This is a genomic window from Gemmatimonadales bacterium (genome assembly GCA_036279355.1).
Classification (GTDB): Bacteria; Gemmatimonadota; Gemmatimonadetes; order Gemmatimonadales; family GWC2-71-9; genus DASQPE01.
This window is the reverse complement of record DASUJH010000019.1, coordinates 25,326-43,548: the sequence shown is the minus strand read 5'-3', so window position 1 is coordinate 43,548 and position 18,223 is coordinate 25,326. Positions and strand designations below refer to the sequence as shown.

Below are 18,223 nucleotides of genomic sequence, written 5' to 3'. Positions count from 1 at the left end.
GCGAGCGCCCCGCCGCTCGGGGCCGCGTGAAAATCGCGCTCACCATCGCCGGCTCCGATTCCGGAGGCGGCGCGGGAATCCAGGCGGACCTCAAGACCTTTCATCAGTTCGGTGTGTTCGGCACGTCGGTCGTCGTGGCGCTCACGGCGCAGAACACCCGCGGTGTACTCGCGGCCCAGCCGGTGCCGGACACAATGGTCTCCGCGCAGCTCGATGCGCTCGCCGGCGACCTCCCGCCCGATGCCCTCAAGACGGGCATGCTTGCCGAGGCAGGGCTCGTGCGGCTCGTGGCCGCCGCAGTGCGCGCGAACGGCTGGCGGCCGCTCGTCGTGGACCCGGTGATGGTGTCCACCTCGGGCCACGCGCTGCTCACCGCCGAGGCCGCGCACACGTTGCGCGACGAGCTGCTGCCGCTCGCCGCGCTCGTCACCCCCAACCTCGACGAGGCCGCGGCGCTGACCGGCCACGCGGTGGAGGACGTTGCCGCGATGGAACGAGCCGGCGCCGACCTCCTCGCCCTTGGCGCGCGTGCCGCGCTCGTCAAGGGCGGCCACCTCGCCGGCGACGTGGTCACCGACGTGCTGGTGACGAGCACCGGCGTCCGTCGCTTCACCGCGCCGCGCCACGGCAGGCGCCCGCTCCACGGCACCGGCTGCACGCTCTCCGCCGCGATCACCGCCGGCCTCGCGCTCGGCCGCGATCTCGAGACCGCAGTGGCCGACGGCCTCGACTTTGTCCGCCGCGCCATCGCCTCTGCGCCGGGACTCGGCTCCGGGGCAACGCCGCTCGACCACACCGTGCCTCCGCGCACACCGCGCAGCGCCGGGCCGGCTGAACAGTAGCTACTCGCCGGCGCCGCTGCCCTCTCCCTCGAACGGCTCCATGTGGATGAGCGCGCCCGAGACCTCGGGCACCGCGTCGCGGATCGCGGACTTCACCATTCCGCTCAGCACGTGCGCGTCCTCGAGCGGCATGCCCGGATCGGCTTGCACGTGCAGGTCCACCCAGTAGCCCAGGCCGGCCTTGCGCACCTTGAGCTTCTCGATGGCGCGGACGCCCCCCACCGCCGTCGCGGCGTGGCGCACCCGCGCGAGCATCTCTTCGCCCGGCGCGCGGTCCATCAGATCGTGTACCGCTGGACGCAGCACGCCGATCCCGTTGTAGGCGATGATGGTCGAGGCGACGAGCGCGGCCCAGTCGTCGGCCGACTCCCACCCGGGGCCGCCGATGAGCGCGATGCTGATGCCGATGAACGCCGCGCCGGAGGTGATGACGTCGCTCCGGTGGTGCCAGGCGTCGGCCTGCACCGCCGTGCTGCCCACGTCCGCGCCCACCCGGAGCACGCGGCGGAAGAGCACCTCCTTCACCAGCATCACGCCCACCAGCACTCCGAGGGTGAACGGCCTCGGCGTGAGGTGCGGAATCATGATCTGGCGAATAGACTCGACCGCGATGGCGAGCGCGGCAGCGAGCAGCAGCAGCCCGACGACGGCGGCGGCCAGCGCCTCGGCCTTCCCGTAGCCGAAGGGATATTCCTCGTCGGCCGAGCGGGAAGCGATGCGCAGTCCGCTCCAGACGACCATCGACGAGAAGACGTCGGCCGTGGACTCGATCCCGTCGGCAATGAGTGCTTGCGAGCGCCCGGCGATGCCGGCCACGATCTTGATGGCCGCGAGCGCGGTATTGACCAGCAACCCGACCTGCGCGGACAGAATCCCGCGCCGCGCGGGCTCACGCGATTTCGGCAACCACGGCCTCCAGCAGCGCACCGAGCGTGGCACCCGCGCGCCCGGCGGCGTCCACGACCTCGGTGTGCGACGTGATGCCGGCGCCGAGGCCCGCCGCGCGGTTGGTCACGACGCTGAGGCCGAGGCACCGGAGCCCCGCTGCGCGCGCGGCGATCACCTCGGCCACCGTCGACATCCCGACCGCGTCGGCGCCGAGCCGCGCCAACATCCGGATTTCGGCGGGCGTCTCGTAGCTCGGGCCCAGCACGCCGGCGTACACGCCCTCCTCGAGCGCGATCGCCCGCTCGCACGCGATGCGGCGCGCGCTGTTCCGGAGATCGGCATCGTAGGGATCGGACATGTCGGGAAACCGCGCCTCGCCCGACCAGACGGCGCCGAGCAGCGGATTGCGAAAGCTCAGGTTCAGGTGATCGGCGATGAGCATGAGCGTGCCGCTCGCAAATCCGGGCCGGATGCCGCCTGCGGCGTTCGTGACGACCATGACTCCGATGCCGAGCGCCGCAAAGAGCCGCGGCGGCAGGGCCATGGCGGCGCTTCCTTCATAGAGGTGAGTGCGCCCGCGCTGCGCCAGCACCGCCCGCCCCGCGAGATTCCCGGCGATGAATTCGCCCGCGTGCCCGGCGACAGTGGCCGGCGGGAGGCCCGGCACGCCGGCGAACGGAATCCGGATTGCCCCCGCGATCCGTTCCGCCACGCCGCCGAGTCCGGAGCCAAGCACGATGGCGATCGATGGCGCGAGCGGATCGAGTCGACGGCGAATCGCATCGGCCGCGGAATGCAGCGCGACCGGAGCGCCGGCCGGCGCCGCGCTCTCACCCAAGCGACGCCAGCTCGTCCCGCGCGCGCTCGAGCAGCACCGCGCGCTCGGGCCACGGCAGGAACGACGCGGCGAACCCGTCGAGAATCATGCGATCGATCTCGGGACGGGTGAACCCGAGCGCGGTGTGCGCGAGCCAGTACTCGTCGCTCAGGCGAACGCCGCTGATGAGCCAGTTGTCGCTCGAAAGCGAGACCGCGAGCCCCTCGTCGAAGTAGCGGCGTACCGGGTGCCATTCGGCGCGATCGACCACATGGGTCTGCACGTTGCTCGTGATGTTGATCTCGAGGAGGATGCGCCGGTCGCGCACCCAGTCCTGCAGATCGGGATCCTCGCACAGCCGCGTGCCGTGGCCGAGCCGGTTGGCGTGGCAGATGTGGATCGCTTCCCAGAGCGACTCCGCGCCCGCCGCCTCGCCCGCATGGCAGGTGATGCCGAGGCCGCCTTCGATCGCGAACTCGAAGGCTTGCTGGTGCGGCTCCGGCGGCCGCCCCGCCTCGCCGCCCGCGAGGTCGAAGCCCACGACCCCGCGGCCGTGCCATCCAGCGGCGTGCTGCGCGATCTCGTCCGAGACCTCCGGCGAGAAGTGGCGCAGCGAGCAGTGGATCGCGCGGGCCACGACGCCGAAATCCCGCTCCCCGCGCGCGAGGCCGCGCATCTCGGCGGCGGTGACGTCGTCGAGTGAAAGCCCTTGCCCGCGGCTCAGCGCCGGGCAGTAGCGCACCTCCAGGTAACGGACGTTGTCGGCCGCCGCCTCCTCCACCATCTCGTAGGCGACCCGCTCGATCGCTTCCGGTGTCTGCAGGAGCGCCACGGTGAGGTCGAAGCGGCGCAAGTAGTCCTCGAGATCGCGTCCGTCGTTCACCACCATGAACCGCCGGAGCGCCTCGGGATCGCTCGCCGGAAGCGTCACCCGCGCCTTCCGCGCGAGCTCGAGCATCGTCTCGGGCCGGAGCGAGCCGTCGAGATGCACGTGCAGCTCGGCTTTGGGCAGCCGAGCGACCAACTCACGCGTGAGCGTCGGCATCGGCGCGACGGGCGGAGAGGACGACGCGGAGAATGCTGCCGGCGGCGAGCGGTGCGTCGAGCGCGACGTCGATGCCGCGCCCGTCGCTCACGCGGGCGCGCCCCGCCTCGACCGCGTCCGCGAGCGCGGCGTCGGCCGTGCGCACCGCCGCCCGCACGTCAGCCCCGGGCGGCATCTCGAGCGGCCGCTCGTTCACATACACCCGCATGCTGTCATGAAGCATGGCCAAATATATGCGGGCGGGCAGCCGCGGGCGGGCAGCCATTGAGAGCGCAAACATCGACTGATCCGTGTGGGCGATCTCCTTTGGCCGCCGGTCGGGCGACGCTCCTCCTTGCGCCACCCCCCACGCCCGCATATATGTCCCCCCGAACCGATCACCATCTGCCACGGCGCCGCTCGTCATCTCCGATCTCCAAGCCATCATCGGCGGCTGACCACGAGGCGCCGGGAGGCGCATGACGCATCGCATCCTGGTGGTGGACGACGAGCCCGACATCACCGCGCTCGTGGCGTATCACCTCGCCAAGGCCGGCTTCCGCGTCTCGACCGCCACCACCGGCGCCGACGCGCTCAAGGCCGCGCGCGACGAGCGCCCCGACCTCGTCGTGCTCGACCTCATGCTGCCGGGCATCTCGGGCTATGATGTCCTCGCCGAGATGCGCCGGCGCGACGAGACCCGCGATGTCGGCGTCATCCTGCTCACCGCGCGCCGCGAGGAGGTCGACCGGATCCGCGGCCTCTCGCTCGGCGCGGACGACTATCTCACCAAGCCCTTCTCGCCTCAGGAGCTGACGCTCCGCGTGGGCGCACTGCTCCGCCGCCTCGGCGCGCCCGCGGTCGCCGCGGGGGCCACGCTCGCCGCCGGCCCCATCGCCATCGACCGCTCGGAGCATCGCGTCACCGTGGATGGCGCGGAGCTCACCCTCACCGCCACCGAATACCGCCTGCTGCTCACCCTGGTCGAGCGCCGCGGGCGGGTGCAGAGCCGTCCCCAACTGCTCGAGGCGGTGTGGGACGCGCAGCCCGACATCCAGACCCGCACGGTGGACATGCACGTGCAGCGGCTCCGCACCAAGCTCGGCGCGGCGGGGGCGCTCATCGAAACGGTGCGCGGATTCGGCTATCGCTTGCGCGCCCTCGAGCGGGCGGGCCGCGCCCGGTGAGCTTCGCCAAGCGGCTGATCCTCGGCACACTCTTCGTCCTCATCTCCACCATCGCCGTGCTCGTCTGGGGCGCCGAGCGCTCGCTCCGGCACGGCCTCGAGGCGGAGCTCGCAAGCTCGCTCGAGCGCTCGGCCCGGCTCGTGCGCGCGGCGATTTCACCCGACTCGCTCTCGTGGCCCGCGGCCGTGCGCCGTTTCGCCCGCGAGAATGGGATCCGCATCACGCTCATCGATCAGGCCGGGCGGGTGCGCGCCGATAGCGACTATCCGCGCGGGCTCCCGCCCGCTGCCGATTCGGCGCGCGCCGATTCGCTGCTCGCGGCGCCCGACGTGAAGGCCGCTCTGGCAGGCGGGCACGGCGTGGACATCCGGCGCGGATCGTCGGGACGGCCGACGCTCCGTGTGACGCTGCCCGGCGGCCCCGGTGTCATCCGCGTCTCCGCCGCTCTCGACAAGGTGGACGATGCCGTGCACCGGGCGCGGGCCGCGATGCTGGGCGCCGCGGTGTTGGCACTCGTGGTCGGGACGCTGCTCGCCTTCGTCGCGGCGCGGTCGATCACACTACCGCTCACCGGACTCGCGGGCGCGGCTCGTGACATCGCAGCCGGCTCGTTGCCCCGGTTTCCCCGCTCGGGCATTCCCGAGATCGACGGCCTGGTTTCGGCGTTGCGCGACATGCACCGCCAGCTCGCCGAACGGTTCGAGGAGTTGCGGCGCGAGCGCGGCGAGATCGCGGCGCTGAGCGAATCGATGATCGAAGGTGTGATCGCCGCTGACGGGCGCGGGCGAATCGTGACCGCCAACGAGGCCGCCCGGCGCCTGCTGGGTTACGAGGCCGATGAGCCGCTGCCCGATCTGCCCGAGCTCTTCCGCGCCAAGGCGGCGCGCGAAATTGTGGACGCCGCCCTCGCGGGCCGCGCGGTCGAGGGCCGGGAGATCGAGCTGGCCGGCAGCGCGCTCCTGGTGACCGCGCGTCCGATGCCGTCGCGCGGCGCGCTGCTCGTGCTGCTCGATCTCTCGGAACTGCGCCGGCTCGAGGCGGTCCGGCGCGACTTCGTCGCCAACGTCTCCCACGAGCTCAAGACGCCGCTCACCTCGATCTCGGGCTACGCCGAGACGCTGCTCACCGACGCGCCGGACGGAGAGACGTCGCGCCGCTTTCTCACGACCATTCTCGCGAATGCCCGCCGCATGCAGCGGCTGGTGGACGATCTGCTCGACCTCTCGCGCATCGAGCGGGGCGGCTGGCAGCCGGCGGTCGAGCCGGTGAACGTCGCGGCCGCCGCGGAGGAAGCATGGAGCCCGCTGGCCGACCGCGCGGCGCAGGGCGGCGTCGCCTTTGCCGTCGACGTGGCGCCCGACGCCGCCACCGTGAGCGCCGATCCCGATGCACTGCGCCAGGTGCTCGGCAACCTGCTGGACAACTCGCTGCGCCACACGCCGGCCGGCGGCAGGATCGCGTGCATCGCCCGACGTGAGGGCGCCGGTGTGTCGATCGCAGTGCAGGACACCGGCCGGGGCATCGCGCGCGAGCACCTGCCGCGCATCTTCGAGCGCTTCTACCGCGCCGACCCCGGGCGCACGCGTGGTGAGGGCGGCACCGGGCTCGGGCTCGCGATCGTGAAGCACCTGGTCGAGGCGCACGGTGGTCGCGTGACGGCCGAGAGCGAGCGCGGCCGGGGCACGACGGTGCGCTGCTGGTTTCCCGATGCCTGAGCCGCATGGGCGCTGACGCGTCTGCCTCCCATCCGGAGTAATCCTCCGGGCGTATCCCCCCGACGACCCATCGAAACAAGCCTGTGACGCGGCCGTTACCGCGCGCGCGAGCCGCCGTGACCGGCCGGCGCGCTCTTTCACGTGCGCCATGCACTCGAGGTGTGTTGAGACTCGATCGCGTCGTGCGATTCCCAATGCGCTGCCCGCGCCACAACGCGGCTCACGAGGAAAGGAAATGCATCCCCTTGCTGGTCGCCTCGCTGTCGGAGTGCTGCTCCTCGCCCTCGGCGTCACGCGCGGCGCTGGCGCCGCGCGCGCGCAGATTCCCACCGTCAGCGTGGGCGGACTCGCATACGCGCAGTACGCCTACCAGTTCCACGGCGACTCGGTGACGGGCAGTCACCTGAACGCGTTCGACATCACCCGCGCCTACATCACCATCACGGCCAGGTTTCCGCTCGGTGTCGGCGCGCGCATCACGCCGGACATCTACCGCAGCACCGACGGCTCGCTCGCGTATCGCCTCAAGTACGCCTATGCGACGTGGACCCCCGGGCCAAGCCCGCTCACGCTCGAGCTGGGCCAGATTCACACTCCGTGGCTGGATTGGGAGGAGGCGCTCTGGGATTACCGCATGCAGGGCACGATGGCGCTCGAGCGGTTCAGGGGACCGAGTGGATCGTATCTCTCGTCGTCCGACCTCGGGTTCGGCGTGGACGGCAAGTTCGCCTCCGAGCGCGTGAGCTTTGAGCTCGGTGCGTACAACGGCGAGACCTACAAGTCGAGCGAGGGCGACCAGCACAAGGACGTGAGCGGGCGGCTCTCGGTCCGCCTGCTCGAAAGCGACGACAGCAGCCGGATGGGCGGCCTCCGCGTCACCGGCTACGGCCAGATCGGTGAGCCCACGGGCGGAGGCCGCCGCAACCGTTACATCGCGATGCTATCGTACAAGTCCAGACTCTTCACCCTTGCCGGCGAGTACGCCCGCACCCGCGACCGCCTCGACAACCTGCCGCCGGCGAGCGGCACACCGGTCCCGACCACCGACGCCGACATCTGGAGCTTCTTTGGCGTGTTCCACATCCCGCACACACGCGCCGCGCTCATCGGGCGCGTGGACGTGCAGAAGCCAGATATCTCCGTCGCCAACAACCGCCAGACCCGTTTCATCGCGGGGGCGTCATACCAGCTCAATCAGAACCTGCGCGTCCTCGCGGACGTGGACGACCTCTCGTTCGAGTCGCGCGTGTACCCCAATGCGATCGAGTCCACCCGCACGCAGGGGCTCTTCCAGATGCAGTTCGCCTTCTGACCCCGACCGGAAAGGATGAACGCCATGCAGAAGCACCTTGCCATCGTCATCGCGCTCGCGGCCGGCATCCTCGCTGGCCTGGCGCCGCTGGCCAAGGCCCGGTGGCGCCGGCGACATTGCCTTCCGTCCGCCCTTCCTCCGGAGCAGTGATGCCGCGCCGGCGTTCCCGGTTGTGGAGCCGAGTACTTCGCGGCCTTCTCGCGGTGACGCTGGCCGGCCCCCTCGCGTGCGGCCCCGCCGGCGAAGGCGGCGGGCACGCGCCGGGCGCCGCGTCCGGCAACCGCACCGGCGCCGATCTCACCGGAGCCGGCGCCACGTTTCCCTATCCCATTTACGCCCGCTGGTTCGACGCCTACGCCAAGCAGATCGGCGTGCGCATCAACTTCCAGGCGATCGGCTCGGGCGGCGGCATCCGGCAGTTCACCGAGGGCACCATCGACTTCGGCGCCACCGACAGCCCGATGACCGACGCGCAGGTCGCCGCCGTGCACGGCAACGTGCGCCACCTGCCGACGGTGCTCGGCGCGGTGGTGCTCACTTATAACCTGCCGTCGCTTGGAGCCACGCGCCTCCGGCTCGATGGGCCCGTGATCGCCGCCATCTTCCAGGGCGAGATCACCCGCTGGAACGACCCGCACATCGGCTCGCTCAACCCGGGCGTCACGCTCCCCACCACCGACGTCCTCGTGATCCACCGCTCCGACGGCTCGGGCACGAGCTTCATCTTCACCGACTATCTCGCCAAGGTCTCGCCCCGCTGGGCCACGTCCGTCGGCCGGAGCACGTCGGTGGATTGGCCCATCGGGCTCGGTGGCAAGGGTAACGAGGGCGTGACCCAGCAGGTGAAGCAGCTCGAGGGCGCCGTCGGTTACGTCGAGCTGATCTACGCGCAGTCGAATCACCTGCCCGTGGCCACGGTGCGAAACCGCGCGGGCAACTTTGTCGAACCCACGCTCAAGTCGGTCACCGCCGCCGCCGCGAGTGCGCATCTCGGATCCGACACCGATTTCCGTGTGTCCATCACCAACGCGCCGGGCGCGGACTCGTACCCGATCTCCTCCTTCACCTGGCTCCTCGTGCGCCCCACGCCGGTGGACACCGCCAAGGCGCGGAAGCTCGATGGCTTTCTCGCGTGGATGTTGACGCCCGAAGCCCAGCAGATGGCCCTGGCGATCGGCTACGCACCGCTCCCCACGGACGTGATCGCACTCGAGCGCCGCCGCATCACCGTGCCCTGAACGGGCGAGCCCCCCGGCGCTCCGGCCGGCGCGGCCGCTGTGACCTCTCCGTTACAAGTCCGTGACGGCTCCGGAGCCGGCCGGATCTACACTCCCGCGATGATCACCGCTCCTCCCGAGGGCGCCACTCGCCTCGGCACCGCCCGGGCGCGACTGCCGCTGTCGCTCCACGGTGCGAGTTACGGCGACCAGGTGTTCAAACTGGTGCTCACGGCGGGCGCGGCGCTCCTGCCGATCATCCTCGCGTTCCTGCTCGTGGAGCTCATTTCAGGCTCGCGGCTCGCCATCGGCAAGTTCGGGCTCCAGTTCATCACCTCGAGCGCATGGGATCCGGTAGCCGGCGAGTTCGGCGCCCTGCCGCTCATCTACGGTACGGTGGTGTCGTCGCTCATCGCGCTCGTGATCGCCGTGCCCCTCTCGCTCGGCGTCGCCATCTATCTCACCGAGTTTGCACCGAACGTACTCCGGCAGCCCGTCGCCTTTCTCATCGGCCTTCTTGCGGCGATCCCGAGCGTAGTGTACGGACTCTGGGGCATCTTCGTGTTGATCCCCCTGCTCCGGACGACGGCGTTCCCCCTGCTCCGCAGCACGTTCGGCGTGCTGCCCATCTTTCAAGGGCCGATCTACGGCCCGTCGATGCTCACGGCCGGCATCATTCTCGCCATCATGGTGATGCCGTACATCATGTCGGTCTCGCGCGAGGTGCTGCTCGCGGTGCCCTCCAGCCAGCGCGAAGCGTCGCTCGCGCTCGGCGCCACGCGTTGGGAGGCCGTTCAGACGACGGTGCTTCCCTACGCGCGTTCCGGCATCATCGGCGCCGTGATCCTGGGCTTGGGCCGAGCGCTGGGCGAGACGATGGCGGTGACGATGGTGATCGGCAACCGGCACGCCATCGCCGCGTCGCTCTTCGCGCCCGGCTACACGATGGCGGCGGCGATCGCCAACGAGTTCGCCGAGGCTGTGACCGACCTGCATCTCTCCGCGCTGGCCTACGTCGCGCTGACGCTCTTCGGGCTCACCGTCATCGTGAACGCCGGCGCGCGGCTCCTCATCTGGCGGGTGGCGCGCGGGTCGGCCGTCGGGAGCAAGGCGCTGTGAGGCGGCGAATCGTGCGCCGGGCACGGAGCCGCATCATGGTGGGGCTCATGGTGGTTGCGGTCATCATCGCCCTCTTGCCGCTGTTCATCATCCTCGCAGACCTCGTGGCCAGGGGCGCGAGCAGCCTCTCGTGGGCATTCTTCACCCGGCTTCCGGCGCCCCCGGGGGAGCCGGGTGGCGGCGTGGCGCAGGCGATCGTGGGCACGCTCGAGATCGTGGGCACCGCCGCGCTCATCGGGCTCCCGGTCGGCATCGCGGCCGGCGTCTTCTGCGCCGAGTACCCGGCGCACCGGCTCACCTGGGCCACGCGCTTCGTGGCGGACGTGCTGAACGGCACGCCGTCCATCGTCGTTGGCGTCTTCGCATGGGCCTGGATCGTCGCTCGGCAGAAGCATTTCTCTGCCTTCGCCGGGAGCGTGGCGCTGGCGCTGCTCATGATCCCGATGGTGCTCCGGACCGCCGAGGAGATGATCACGCTGGTGCCGAACTCGCTGCGCGAGGCCGCGCTGGCACTCGGCTATCCGCGCTGGCGCACCAGCCTCACCGTCGTGATCCGCACCGCGATGCCCGGTATCGTGACCGGCAGCCTGCTCGCGGTGGCGCGCATCGCGGGCGAGACGGCGCCGCTGCTCTTCACCGCGCTCGGCAGCCAGTACTTCTCCTTCCGGCTCTCGCAGCCCACGGCGGCGCTCCCGCTCGTGGTCTACAACTACGCCACCGGACCGTACGAGCAGTGGCACGCGTATGCGTGGGCGGCGGCGCTGGTCCTCATCATCATCGTGCTGGTGCTGAGCGTAGGCGCGCGGCTCGCGATCCGGAGTCGGGCGCATGGCTGAGCCGGTGACGACGGGTCCGACCCCCGCTGCGTTCGGCCAACCCGCGCCCGCCGGTGCCGTCGCGGCACCGCCGGTCCGGATCGAGACCGACCGCCTCACCGCCATGTACGGCAAGTTCACCGCGGTGAAGAACGTCTCGCTCCGCTTCCGCTCGAACCGGGTGCACGCGCTCATCGGCCCCTCCGGCTGCGGCAAGAGCACCTTTCTTCGCACGCTCAACCGGATGCACGAGCTGTCGGAGGGGGGTTGGATCACGGGGCGGGTGCTGCTCGACGGCGAGAACATCTACGACCCGCGGGTGAACGCGATGCAGTTGCGGCGCCGGGTCGGGATGGTGTTCCAGCGCCCGACGCCGTTTCCCGCCATGTCGATCTTCGACAATGTCGCGGCAGGGCTCCGGGTGAACGGGCGGATCGCGCGGTCGGCCCTGAGCGAAATCGTCGAGCGCTCGCTGCGCCAGGCCGCGCTCTGGGACGAGGTGAAGGATCGCCTCAAGGCGCCGGCCACCGGCCTCTCCGGCGGGCAGCAGCAACGGCTATGCCTCGCGCGCACCATCGCGCCGTCGCCCGAAGTCGTGCTGCTCGACGAGCCCACCGCGTCACTCGACCCGCAGGGAACCCAGCGCATCGAGGAGCTGTTGTTCGAGCTGAAACAGGACTACACCATCGTGATCGTCACCCACAACTTGCAGCAGGCCGCGCGGGTCTCGGATACCACGACGCTCTTCTATCTTGGATCCATGATCGAGACCGGCGCCACCCGCCAGATCTTCACGGCGCCCCGGGAAGCGCAGACCGAGGCATACATCACGGGGCGCTTCGGATGAGCTTTACGTTCGGAACCCACGCTTCAGGCACCGAGCCTCCGGGCACGCACGGCTTCGACGCGCATGCGGGCCCGCGTCCGTTCGCGCCCGTGGTGCGCGCCACGCTCGCGCGCCGTCCGGACGCGCCCCGCGTGGCCGGCGACGGACCGCCCGCCATCGAGGTGCGCGACTTCAATTTCTGGTACGGGCCGCGGCAGGTGCTCCGCGACCTTACGTTCGCGATTCCGCACAAGGCCGTGACCGCCATCATCGGCCCCTCGGGGTGCGGCAAGAGCACGTTTCTCCGCTCGATCAACCGGCTCAACGACCTCATTCCCGGCGCGCGCCACACCGGCGACATACGGGTGCAAGGTGTTTCGGTGACGGCGCCCGGCACCGATCTGGTGGCGCTGCGGCAGCGCGTCGGCATGGTCTTCCAGCGGCCGAATCCGTTTCCCAAGTCGGTCTTCGACAACGTCGCGTACGGCCCCGCACTCAACGGGCTCGTCTCCCGGCGCGATCTCCCCGACCTGGTCGAGCGCTGCCTGCAGCAGGCGGCGCTCTGGGACGAGGTGAAGGACCGGTTGGACAAGCCGGGCACGGGGCTCTCGGGTGGCCAGCAGCAGCGGCTCTGCATCGCGCGCGCGCTCGGCAACCAGCCCGAGGTGCTCCTCATGGACGAGCCCTGCTCGGCGCTGGACCCGATCGCGACCCAGCGGGTGGAGGAGCTGATCGTGGACTTGAAGCAGCACTACACGATCGTGATCGTCACCCACAACATGCAGCAGGCGGCCCGCGTCTCCGACTGGACCGGGTTCTTCGACCGCGGCGACCTCGTCGAATTCGACGAGACCGACCGTATTTTCACGGCGCCCGCCAACGAGCGGACCGAGGCCTACATCACTGGGAGGTTCGGATGAGCCTCGACGTTCATCGCCATTTTCACGACGACCTGAGCCATGTGAAGGTCCGTCTCCTCACCATGTCGGGCGAGGCGGAGGCGGCGCTCGGCCTTGCGGTCGAGGCGCTGCTCGAGCGAGACCAGGAAAAGGCGGCGCAGGTGATCCACGGCGACCGCGTGATCGACAGCATGGAAGTCGAGATCGAAGAGATGTGCGCCAACCTGCTCGCCTTGCAGCAGCCGATGGCGCGCGACCTCCGCATGCTCCTCTCTGCGCTCAAGATCGCGAACGACCTGGAGCGCGTGGGGGATCACGCCGTCAACATCGCCCAGTCGGCGGAGCGCTTGATCCAGAGCCGGCCGATCGCGCCGGAGCCCGAGATCATCGAGATGGCGCGGCTCGCCCGCGAGATGCTGGCCGATGCGCTGGAGAGCTTCATCCGCGGCGATGCCGCCGCGGGCCGCGAGGTCTGCCGCCGGGACGACAAGGTGGACGTGCTGCACAAGTCGGTCTTCCGCATCCTGCTCACCCACATGATGGAAGACCCGCACACGATCGGCGCGGGGATGGAGCTGTTTCTGGTGAGCCGGAATCTCGAGCGCGTGGCCGACCTCGCCACCAACATCGGCGAGGACGTGGTGTTTCTGGTCGAGGGGAAGTCGATCAAGCATCACGCGGAAGATCGCGGCGAAGACCGCGACGAAGGTCGGCCGACCGGCCCCACGCCGGCCACGAGCGGCCGGTGACCGACGCCCGCGAGCGCCTCGCCGCGCTCGACGTGGGCTCCAATTCCATTCGCCTGCTCGTCGCCGACTGGGACCCGGCCGCCGGGCTCACCGTGGTCGACGAGGTCAAGGCTCAGCCGCGGCTCGCGCAAGGGCTCGCCGCCACCGGCCGCCTCGATGACGACGCGATGGCGCGCGCCTTCGAGGTGCTCGCCCGTATGGCCGAGGTCTGCCGGCGCCGAGAGGTGAGCCGTATCGCGGCCGTCGCCACTGCGGCCGTGCGCGAGGCCGTGAACGGCGAGGAGTTCGTGCGCCGGGTGCGCGACGAGCTGGGCCTTCCCCTTCGCATCATCGACGCCGAGACCGAGGCGGCACTCAGCTACCGATCCGTCGCGCACCACTTCGCGCTGACCGGCGCGCGCGCGCTCGTGGCCGACATCGGCGGTGGGAGCCTGGAGCTGATCGGCGCGGTCGACGGGCTGGTCGAGCTGACACTCTCGCTCCCGCTCGGCGCGGTGCGGCTCACCGAGCTGCACCTCACGGGGCGCTCCGACCAGCGGCGTGCAGTGGCGCGCCTCCGGACCCAGGTGCGGAAGCTGCTCAAGCGCGCGTTCAGCGCGCGCGAGTGGACCGCCGCCACGGTCATCGGCTCGGGCGGCACGTTCACGAGCCTGGGCCGCATGGCGGTGGCGCGGCGCGGGCTCCCGGTGCCCGAGACGATCCACGGCGTGAGCGTGGCGGCCGGGGAAGTCGAGATGCTGCTCGACTGGCTGGTCACCTTGACGCCCGAGCAGCGCCGGGCGGTCCCCGGCCTCTCTCCGACGCGCGCCGATATCATCGTGGCGGGGCTCGCGGTGACGGCGGAGTTACTGGCACTGATCGGCGCGCGCACCCTCGCGGTGAGCGCGTTCGGTTTGCGCGAGGGACTCCTGCTCGCGATGACGGGCAATGGCGCCACGCCCGCGGCCGACCCGCTCCGGCTCATGCGCGAGTTCGTCGAGCGCTGCCAGGGCGACCGCCGGCATGTGGAGCAGGTGCGGGTGCTGGCGCGGCAATTGTTCGATCAACTCGCGGAGCCGCTCGGCGCGGCGCCCGAGGAGTGGGCGGTGCTCGAGGCGGCGAGCCTGCTGCATGATGTGGGGCAACTGGTGAGCTACCGGACGCATCACCGGCACAGTTATCAGCTCATCATGCACGCCGACCGGCTCAATCTCTCCGCGCGCGATCGCCGGCTGGTCGCGCTGGTGAGCCGGTATCATCGGAAGAGCGGACCCCGCCGGAAGCATGCGGAGTTCGCGGCGCTAACCGCGGCGGATCAGGCCGTGGTGCGGCGGATGAGCGCGCTGCTCCGCGTGGCCGATGGGCTCGACCGGGGCCACACCTCGGCGGTAGAGCGGGTATGCGCGCGGCTGGAGCCGGAGCGGCTCGTGCTCGGGGTGGCGCCGCGCGCGCCGGAGGGTGATGTCTCGCTTGAGTGTTGGGGCGCGGAGCGGAAAGCAGATGTGCTGGGCAAATTGCTCGGCCGCGTGGTGGTGGTCGGCCCGGTCGAGCCGAGCTCGCGTTAGCCGATTCCCAGTCGTTCAACCAGCATCCCCCCGAGCCGCCGCGCCACCGGCCCCGGCTCTCCCTTCCCCACCGCCCGACGATCGATCTCCACGACCGGCAGCACGTCGGCCGTCGTTCCCGTGAGAAAGACCTCGTCTGCATCGGCGAGCGCCTCCGCCGCGATCGCCTCCTCGCGCACCGGCACCCCAGCCGCCCGCGCCAGCTCGAGCACTACCGCGCGTGTCACACCCGGCAGGATGCGCGGCCCCGTGGGGTGCGTGAACAGCACGCCGCCCGCCACCGCGAACATGTTGCTCCGCGTCGCCTCGGTGACCTGCCCGTCACGCACCAGGATCGCCTCGAACGCACCCTGCTCGCTCGCGCGCTGGCCCGCGAGCACGTTGGGCAGGAGGTTCACCGACTTGATGTCGCAGCGCGACCAGCGGAGGTCGGGGTGCGTGATTGCCCTGGCGCCCCGCTCCGCGAGGTCGGCGCGCGGCGAGAACGGCGAGACGGCCACCAATACCGTCGGCGGCACGCCGGCCGCCGGAAAGCTGTGCTGGCGCGGGGCCGCGCCGCGGCTTACCTGCGCGTAGACCACCGCGTCGCCGCCGGCGAGGCCATTCCGGCCGAGCAGCTCGGTGGCGACGGCAAGCAGATCGAGGTCGGGCGGCGCGAGCATGACCTCGCGCAGACTATTTGCGAGGCGCGTGAGGTGCCGCTCGGCCTCGACGAATCGCCCCCGCGCCACCCGGATCACCTCGTACACGGCGTCGCCGAAGAGAAACCCGCGGTCGTCGATCGAAACCCGCGCCTCGTCGCGCCTGAGATAATTGCCATTGAGACAGACGACGTCGCTCATCCCGTGACTTCCTCCGCATGCCGGCCCAACAGCTCGCCGAACGGCGGCGCGCCCGGCCCGACGATCGCCTCGAGCCCGGCGAGGCTCGAGAGCCCGAGCCGGTTGGCGCCCGCCGCGATCATCGCGAGCGCCTGCTCCCGGCCACGAACCCCGCCCGACGCCTTGACGCCAACGCCCGATCCCACCGCCCCGCGCATGAGCCGCACGGCGTCAATCGTGGCACCACCAGCGGCGTGAAAACCGGTCGATGTCTTCACGAACGCTGCGCCGCCGGCCACCGCCGCGCGGCACGCCCGCTCGATCTCGTGTGCATCCAACGCTGCGCTCTCGATGATGACCTTGACGAGGGCACCGTGGGTCGCCGCGACGACCTGCCCTACCTCGTCAGCCGCCGCGGCCCAGTTGCCGCTTCGCGCGTGTAACGGCGAGAGCACCACGTCGATCTCGGCTGCCCCGTCCGCCACCGCCTCCGCCGCCTCCGCCGCCTTCGCCGCAGCGCTGCCCGCGCCGAGTGGGAAATCGACGACCGACACCACACGCACGTCAGTCCCGGCTATCCGCTCGGCGCAGGTCGCCACCCACGCCCCGTTCACGCACACCGCCCACGCGCTGATCCGCACTGCCTCATCGGCCAAGCGGAGCAGATCGTCTCGGCGCGCATCCGGTTTGAGCAGCGTGTAGTCCAGCAGTCGTCCGATGCCATGCGCGCGCCCCGCCCCCGCACTCAGCCACGGCGGCAGCGGGCTCAAAACGTCTGCGCGAGCTGGCGGTGCCGCGCCACGAGCGCGCGGTCCTGAAACGGCACGATGAGCAGCGCCCCCGCGATGAACCCGCCCACGTGCGCCCAGAACGCCACGCCGCCCTGGTCGGAGCCGAGCGCCGCCGTGCCGCCCAGAAGCTGAATGAAGAACCAGTAGCCGAGCATGAGATACGCCGGCACCGCGATGGTGGTGACGAACACGACGAGGATCACGAGCATGTGCACCTTGACGCGCGGATAGAGCAGCACGTAGGCGCCCATCACCCCGCTGATCGCCCCCGAGGCGCCGATCATCGGGATGGCGCTCCCCTGATTGAGGAACGTCTGCACCGCCGCCGCGGCGAGCCCGCAAATGGTGTAGAACGCAAAGAAGCGCCCGCGGCCCATCGAGTCCTCGACATTGTTTCCGAAAATCCAGAAGAACCACATGTTGCCGAGGATGTGGAACCAGCTTCCGTGGAGGAACATCGAGGTGAGCGGCGTGTACCACGACTCGCCGTAGCCCAGCACGCAGGCCACGTTGGGCGCGAGCCGGAGCGTGGAGCCCGGCCGCACGATGTGGAGGAACTCGGCCGGAATGAGGCCCAGCTCGCAGACCGAGCGCGAGAGCGCCGGCTCGGTGCCCGCCCCCTGCACCAGCACCCACACCGCCGCGTTGAGTGCGATGATCGCGAGGGTGACGACCGGCGTCCGCAGCGTGGGGTTGTCGTCGCGGTAGGGGAACATGGGGTCAATATATCGATTACAACGCGGCCAGCCGCCGCGCAGCCCCCGCCACCCCCCGCGCCGCGCGCCGCCACCCGCGCCACGGATCGATGCCGGCGGCAAGCCGACTCGGCACGTCGCGAATGGTGAACCGGTCCGCGCGCATCCCGCGCGCGCCCAGCTCGTCCCACGCGATCGGCGTCGCCACCGGCGCACCGGGCCGGGCGCGAATCGCATAGGGCGGCACCGCCGTCTGACCGTACGCGTTGCGCAGCGTATCGATGTAGATGCGCTCGCCGCGGTCGGCTTTTCGCGGCTCGACCGTGAGGAGAGCGGGATGTCGCCGCACGAGGAGCGCCGCCACCGCCTGCGCGAACTCCCGCGCGGCCTCGAAATCCGCCCGCCGGTCGAGCGGCACCGTGACGTGATAGCCCCGCGAGCCCGTGGTCTTGAGGAACGCGGTGAGCCCGAGCTCCGCCAACAGCTCGCGCACCCGCCGCGCCGCCTCGCCCACCCGCGCCAGGGTCTTCTCCGACGGATCGAGATCGAAGATGAGCTGATCGGGCCGATCGATCCGGTCCACTCGGCTCAGCCAGACGTGCGGCGTGATGCACCCCTGATTGGCCACGTACGCCAGGGCCGCCGCCGTCTGAATCAGCGGATGCTCAATCCGGCCACCTTCCTTTTTCACCACCGCACCGGGCACCCACGAGGGGAAATAGTCCGGCCGCGCCTGCTGGAAAAATCCGGGCTCGTCGATCCCCCCGGGAAATCGCTGCAGGTTGGCCGGCCGATCGCGCAGGTGCGGCACCATCGCCGGTGCCACGGCGAGGTAGTAGGAAACCACATTGCCCTTGGTGATCCCGTCAGCCGGAAAGAGCACCCGCTCCGGGTGCGTCACCCTCACTTTGACGTTGCCAGCCATCAGAGATATGCCTCTCAGCTGCCAATGTGGCAGCGAT

20 protein-coding genes are annotated in these 18,223 nt (G+C 70.7%); 12 read left to right on the top strand and 8 right to left on the bottom strand.

Going from position 1 to position 18,223, the window contains the following annotated elements:
* The first annotated feature begins 26 nt into the window (after positions 1-26).
* The gene (gene thiD, locus VFW66_04055) at positions 27-842 is read left to right on the top strand and encodes a bifunctional hydroxymethylpyrimidine kinase/phosphomethylpyrimidine kinase (GenBank protein HEX5385854.1); all 816 of its coding nucleotides are present in this window, start codon (positions 27-29) and stop codon (positions 840-842) included.
* On the opposite strand, the gene VFW66_04050 is transcribed toward thiD, so the two are convergent.
* The 4 genes from VFW66_04050 to VFW66_04035 are packed head-to-tail and all read right to left on the bottom strand — an operon-like array spanning position 843 to position 3,815.
* On the bottom strand, positions 843-1,748 hold the full coding sequence (locus VFW66_04050; protein HEX5385853.1) for a cation diffusion facilitator family transporter: 906 nt from the start codon (positions 1,746-1,748) through the stop codon (positions 843-845). It lies immediately after the preceding gene.
* Positions 1,732-2,568: a purine-nucleoside phosphorylase gene (locus tag VFW66_04045; GenBank protein ID HEX5385852.1), complete on the bottom strand. Its 837-nt coding sequence runs from the start codon at positions 2,566-2,568 to the stop codon at positions 1,732-1,734. The genes VFW66_04050 and VFW66_04045 overlap by 17 nt, the downstream gene beginning before the upstream one ends.
* Positions 2,561-3,592 carry an adenosine deaminase gene (add, locus tag VFW66_04040; protein HEX5385851.1) on the bottom strand — a complete coding sequence of 344 codons (1,032 nt, stop codon included), beginning with the start codon at positions 3,590-3,592 and terminating at the stop codon, positions 2,561-2,563. The genes VFW66_04045 and add overlap by 8 nt, the downstream gene beginning before the upstream one ends.
* The gene (locus tag VFW66_04035) at positions 3,573-3,815 is read right to left on the bottom strand and encodes a hypothetical protein (protein HEX5385850.1); all 243 of its coding nucleotides are present in this window, start codon (positions 3,813-3,815) and stop codon (positions 3,573-3,575) included. Before VFW66_04035 ends, add begins: the two co-directional genes overlap by 20 nt.
* Positions 3,816-4,050: 235 nt before the next feature.
* Between VFW66_04035 and VFW66_04030 the strand changes: the two genes are divergently transcribed.
* The 11 genes from VFW66_04030 (at position 4,051) to VFW66_03980 (ending at position 14,954) form a co-directional block, all read left to right on the top strand.
* The gene (locus VFW66_04030; protein ID HEX5385849.1) at positions 4,051-4,758 is read left to right on the top strand and encodes a response regulator transcription factor; all 708 of its coding nucleotides are present in this window, start codon (positions 4,051-4,053) and stop codon (positions 4,756-4,758) included.
* Positions 4,755-6,473 (top strand): ATP-binding protein, encoded by a 1,719-nt coding sequence (locus VFW66_04025; GenBank protein ID HEX5385848.1) that lies wholly within the window; start codon positions 4,755-4,757, stop codon positions 6,471-6,473. Before VFW66_04030 ends, VFW66_04025 begins: the two co-directional genes overlap by 4 nt.
* A gap of 235 nt (positions 6,474-6,708) precedes the next feature.
* Entirely contained in the window at positions 6,709-7,785 is a 1,077-nt protein-coding gene (locus VFW66_04020) for a hypothetical protein (protein HEX5385847.1), read from the top strand.
* Positions 7,786-7,809: 24 nt separating this feature from the next.
* Positions 7,810-7,935: a hypothetical protein gene (locus VFW66_04015; GenBank protein HEX5385846.1), complete on the top strand. Its 126-nt coding sequence runs from the start codon at positions 7,810-7,812 to the stop codon at positions 7,933-7,935.
* 53 nt (positions 7,936-7,988) lie between these two features.
* On the top strand, positions 7,989-9,023 hold the full coding sequence (pstS, locus tag VFW66_04010; protein ID HEX5385845.1) for a phosphate ABC transporter substrate-binding protein PstS: 1,035 nt from the start codon (positions 7,989-7,991) through the stop codon (positions 9,021-9,023).
* Positions 9,024-9,122: 99 nt separating this feature from the next.
* Positions 9,123-10,121, top strand: a complete 999-nt coding sequence (pstC, locus tag VFW66_04005; GenBank protein ID HEX5385844.1) for a phosphate ABC transporter permease subunit PstC — start codon at positions 9,123-9,125, stop codon at positions 10,119-10,121.
* Complete coding sequence (gene pstA / locus VFW66_04000; protein ID HEX5385843.1) at positions 10,118-10,957, top strand: phosphate ABC transporter permease PstA; 840 nt, start codon at positions 10,118-10,120, stop codon at positions 10,955-10,957. Before pstC ends, pstA begins: the two co-directional genes overlap by 4 nt.
* A complete protein-coding gene (pstB, locus tag VFW66_03995; GenBank protein HEX5385842.1) occupies positions 10,950-11,783 on the top strand; it encodes a phosphate ABC transporter ATP-binding protein PstB in 834 nt (277 codons plus the stop codon). Before pstA ends, pstB (VFW66_03995) begins: the two co-directional genes overlap by 8 nt.
* Positions 11,780-12,682 (top strand): phosphate ABC transporter ATP-binding protein PstB, encoded by a 903-nt coding sequence (pstB, locus tag VFW66_03990; protein ID HEX5385841.1) that lies wholly within the window; start codon positions 11,780-11,782, stop codon positions 12,680-12,682. The genes pstB (VFW66_03995) and pstB (VFW66_03990) overlap by 4 nt, the downstream gene beginning before the upstream one ends.
* Positions 12,679-13,410, top strand: coding sequence for a phosphate signaling complex protein PhoU (gene phoU / locus VFW66_03985; protein HEX5385840.1), 732 nt, complete (start codon positions 12,679-12,681; stop codon positions 13,408-13,410). Before pstB (VFW66_03990) ends, phoU begins: the two co-directional genes overlap by 4 nt.
* Positions 13,407-14,954 carry a Ppx/GppA phosphatase family protein gene (locus VFW66_03980; protein HEX5385839.1) on the top strand — a complete coding sequence of 516 codons (1,548 nt, stop codon included), beginning with the start codon at positions 13,407-13,409 and terminating at the stop codon, positions 14,952-14,954. Before phoU ends, VFW66_03980 begins: the two co-directional genes overlap by 4 nt.
* Here VFW66_03980 and VFW66_03975 read toward each other — a convergent pair.
* Genes VFW66_03975 through ligD form a run of 4 tightly spaced genes read right to left on the bottom strand, consistent with a single transcriptional unit; the run spans position 14,951 to position 18,186 of the window.
* Positions 14,951-15,796, bottom strand: a complete 846-nt coding sequence (locus VFW66_03975) for an aminotransferase class IV (protein HEX5385838.1) — start codon at positions 15,794-15,796, stop codon at positions 14,951-14,953. The genes VFW66_03980 and VFW66_03975 overlap by 4 nt on opposite strands.
* Positions 15,793-16,545: a deoxyribose-phosphate aldolase gene (deoC, locus tag VFW66_03970; protein ID HEX5385837.1), complete on the bottom strand. Its 753-nt coding sequence runs from the start codon at positions 16,543-16,545 to the stop codon at positions 15,793-15,795. Before deoC ends, VFW66_03975 begins: the two co-directional genes overlap by 4 nt.
* Entirely contained in the window at positions 16,542-17,282 is a 741-nt protein-coding gene (locus tag VFW66_03965) for a rhomboid family intramembrane serine protease (GenBank protein HEX5385836.1), read from the bottom strand. The genes deoC and VFW66_03965 overlap by 4 nt, the downstream gene beginning before the upstream one ends.
* Positions 17,283-17,298: 16 nt before the next feature.
* Positions 17,299-18,186 carry a non-homologous end-joining DNA ligase gene (ligD, locus tag VFW66_03960; GenBank protein ID HEX5385835.1) on the bottom strand — a complete coding sequence of 296 codons (888 nt, stop codon included), beginning with the start codon at positions 18,184-18,186 and terminating at the stop codon, positions 17,299-17,301.
* Positions 18,187-18,223 lie beyond the last annotated feature (37 nt).

Coding starts and splice junctions, on each gene's coding strand:
- add (HEX5385851.1), bottom strand. CDS start 3,592: ATGCCGACGCTCACGCGTGAGTTGGTCGCTCGGCTGCCCAAAGCCGAG.
- VFW66_04035 (HEX5385850.1), bottom strand. CDS start 3,815: ATGCTTCATGACAGCATGCGGGTGTATGTGAACGAGCGGCCGCTCGAG.
- VFW66_04030 (HEX5385849.1), top strand. CDS start 4,051: ATGACGCATCGCATCCTGGTGGTGGACGACGAGCCCGACATCACCGCG.
- VFW66_04020 (HEX5385847.1), top strand. CDS start 6,709: ATGCATCCCCTTGCTGGTCGCCTCGCTGTCGGAGTGCTGCTCCTCGCC.
- VFW66_04015 (HEX5385846.1), top strand. CDS start 7,810: ATGCAGAAGCACCTTGCCATCGTCATCGCGCTCGCGGCCGGCATCCTC.
- pstC (HEX5385844.1), top strand. CDS start 9,123: ATGATCACCGCTCCTCCCGAGGGCGCCACTCGCCTCGGCACCGCCCGG.
- pstB (HEX5385842.1), top strand. CDS start 10,950: ATGGCTGAGCCGGTGACGACGGGTCCGACCCCCGCTGCGTTCGGCCAA.
- pstB (HEX5385841.1), top strand. CDS start 11,780: ATGAGCTTTACGTTCGGAACCCACGCTTCAGGCACCGAGCCTCCGGGC.
- phoU (HEX5385840.1), top strand. CDS start 12,679: ATGAGCCTCGACGTTCATCGCCATTTTCACGACGACCTGAGCCATGTG.
- VFW66_03975 (HEX5385838.1), bottom strand. CDS start 15,796: ATGAGCGACGTCGTCTGTCTCAATGGCAATTATCTCAGGCGCGACGAG.
- VFW66_03965 (HEX5385836.1), bottom strand. CDS start 17,282: ATGTTCCCCTACCGCGACGACAACCCCACGCTGCGGACGCCGGTCGTC.
- ligD (HEX5385835.1), bottom strand. CDS start 18,186: ATGGCTGGCAACGTCAAAGTGAGGGTGACGCACCCGGAGCGGGTGCTC.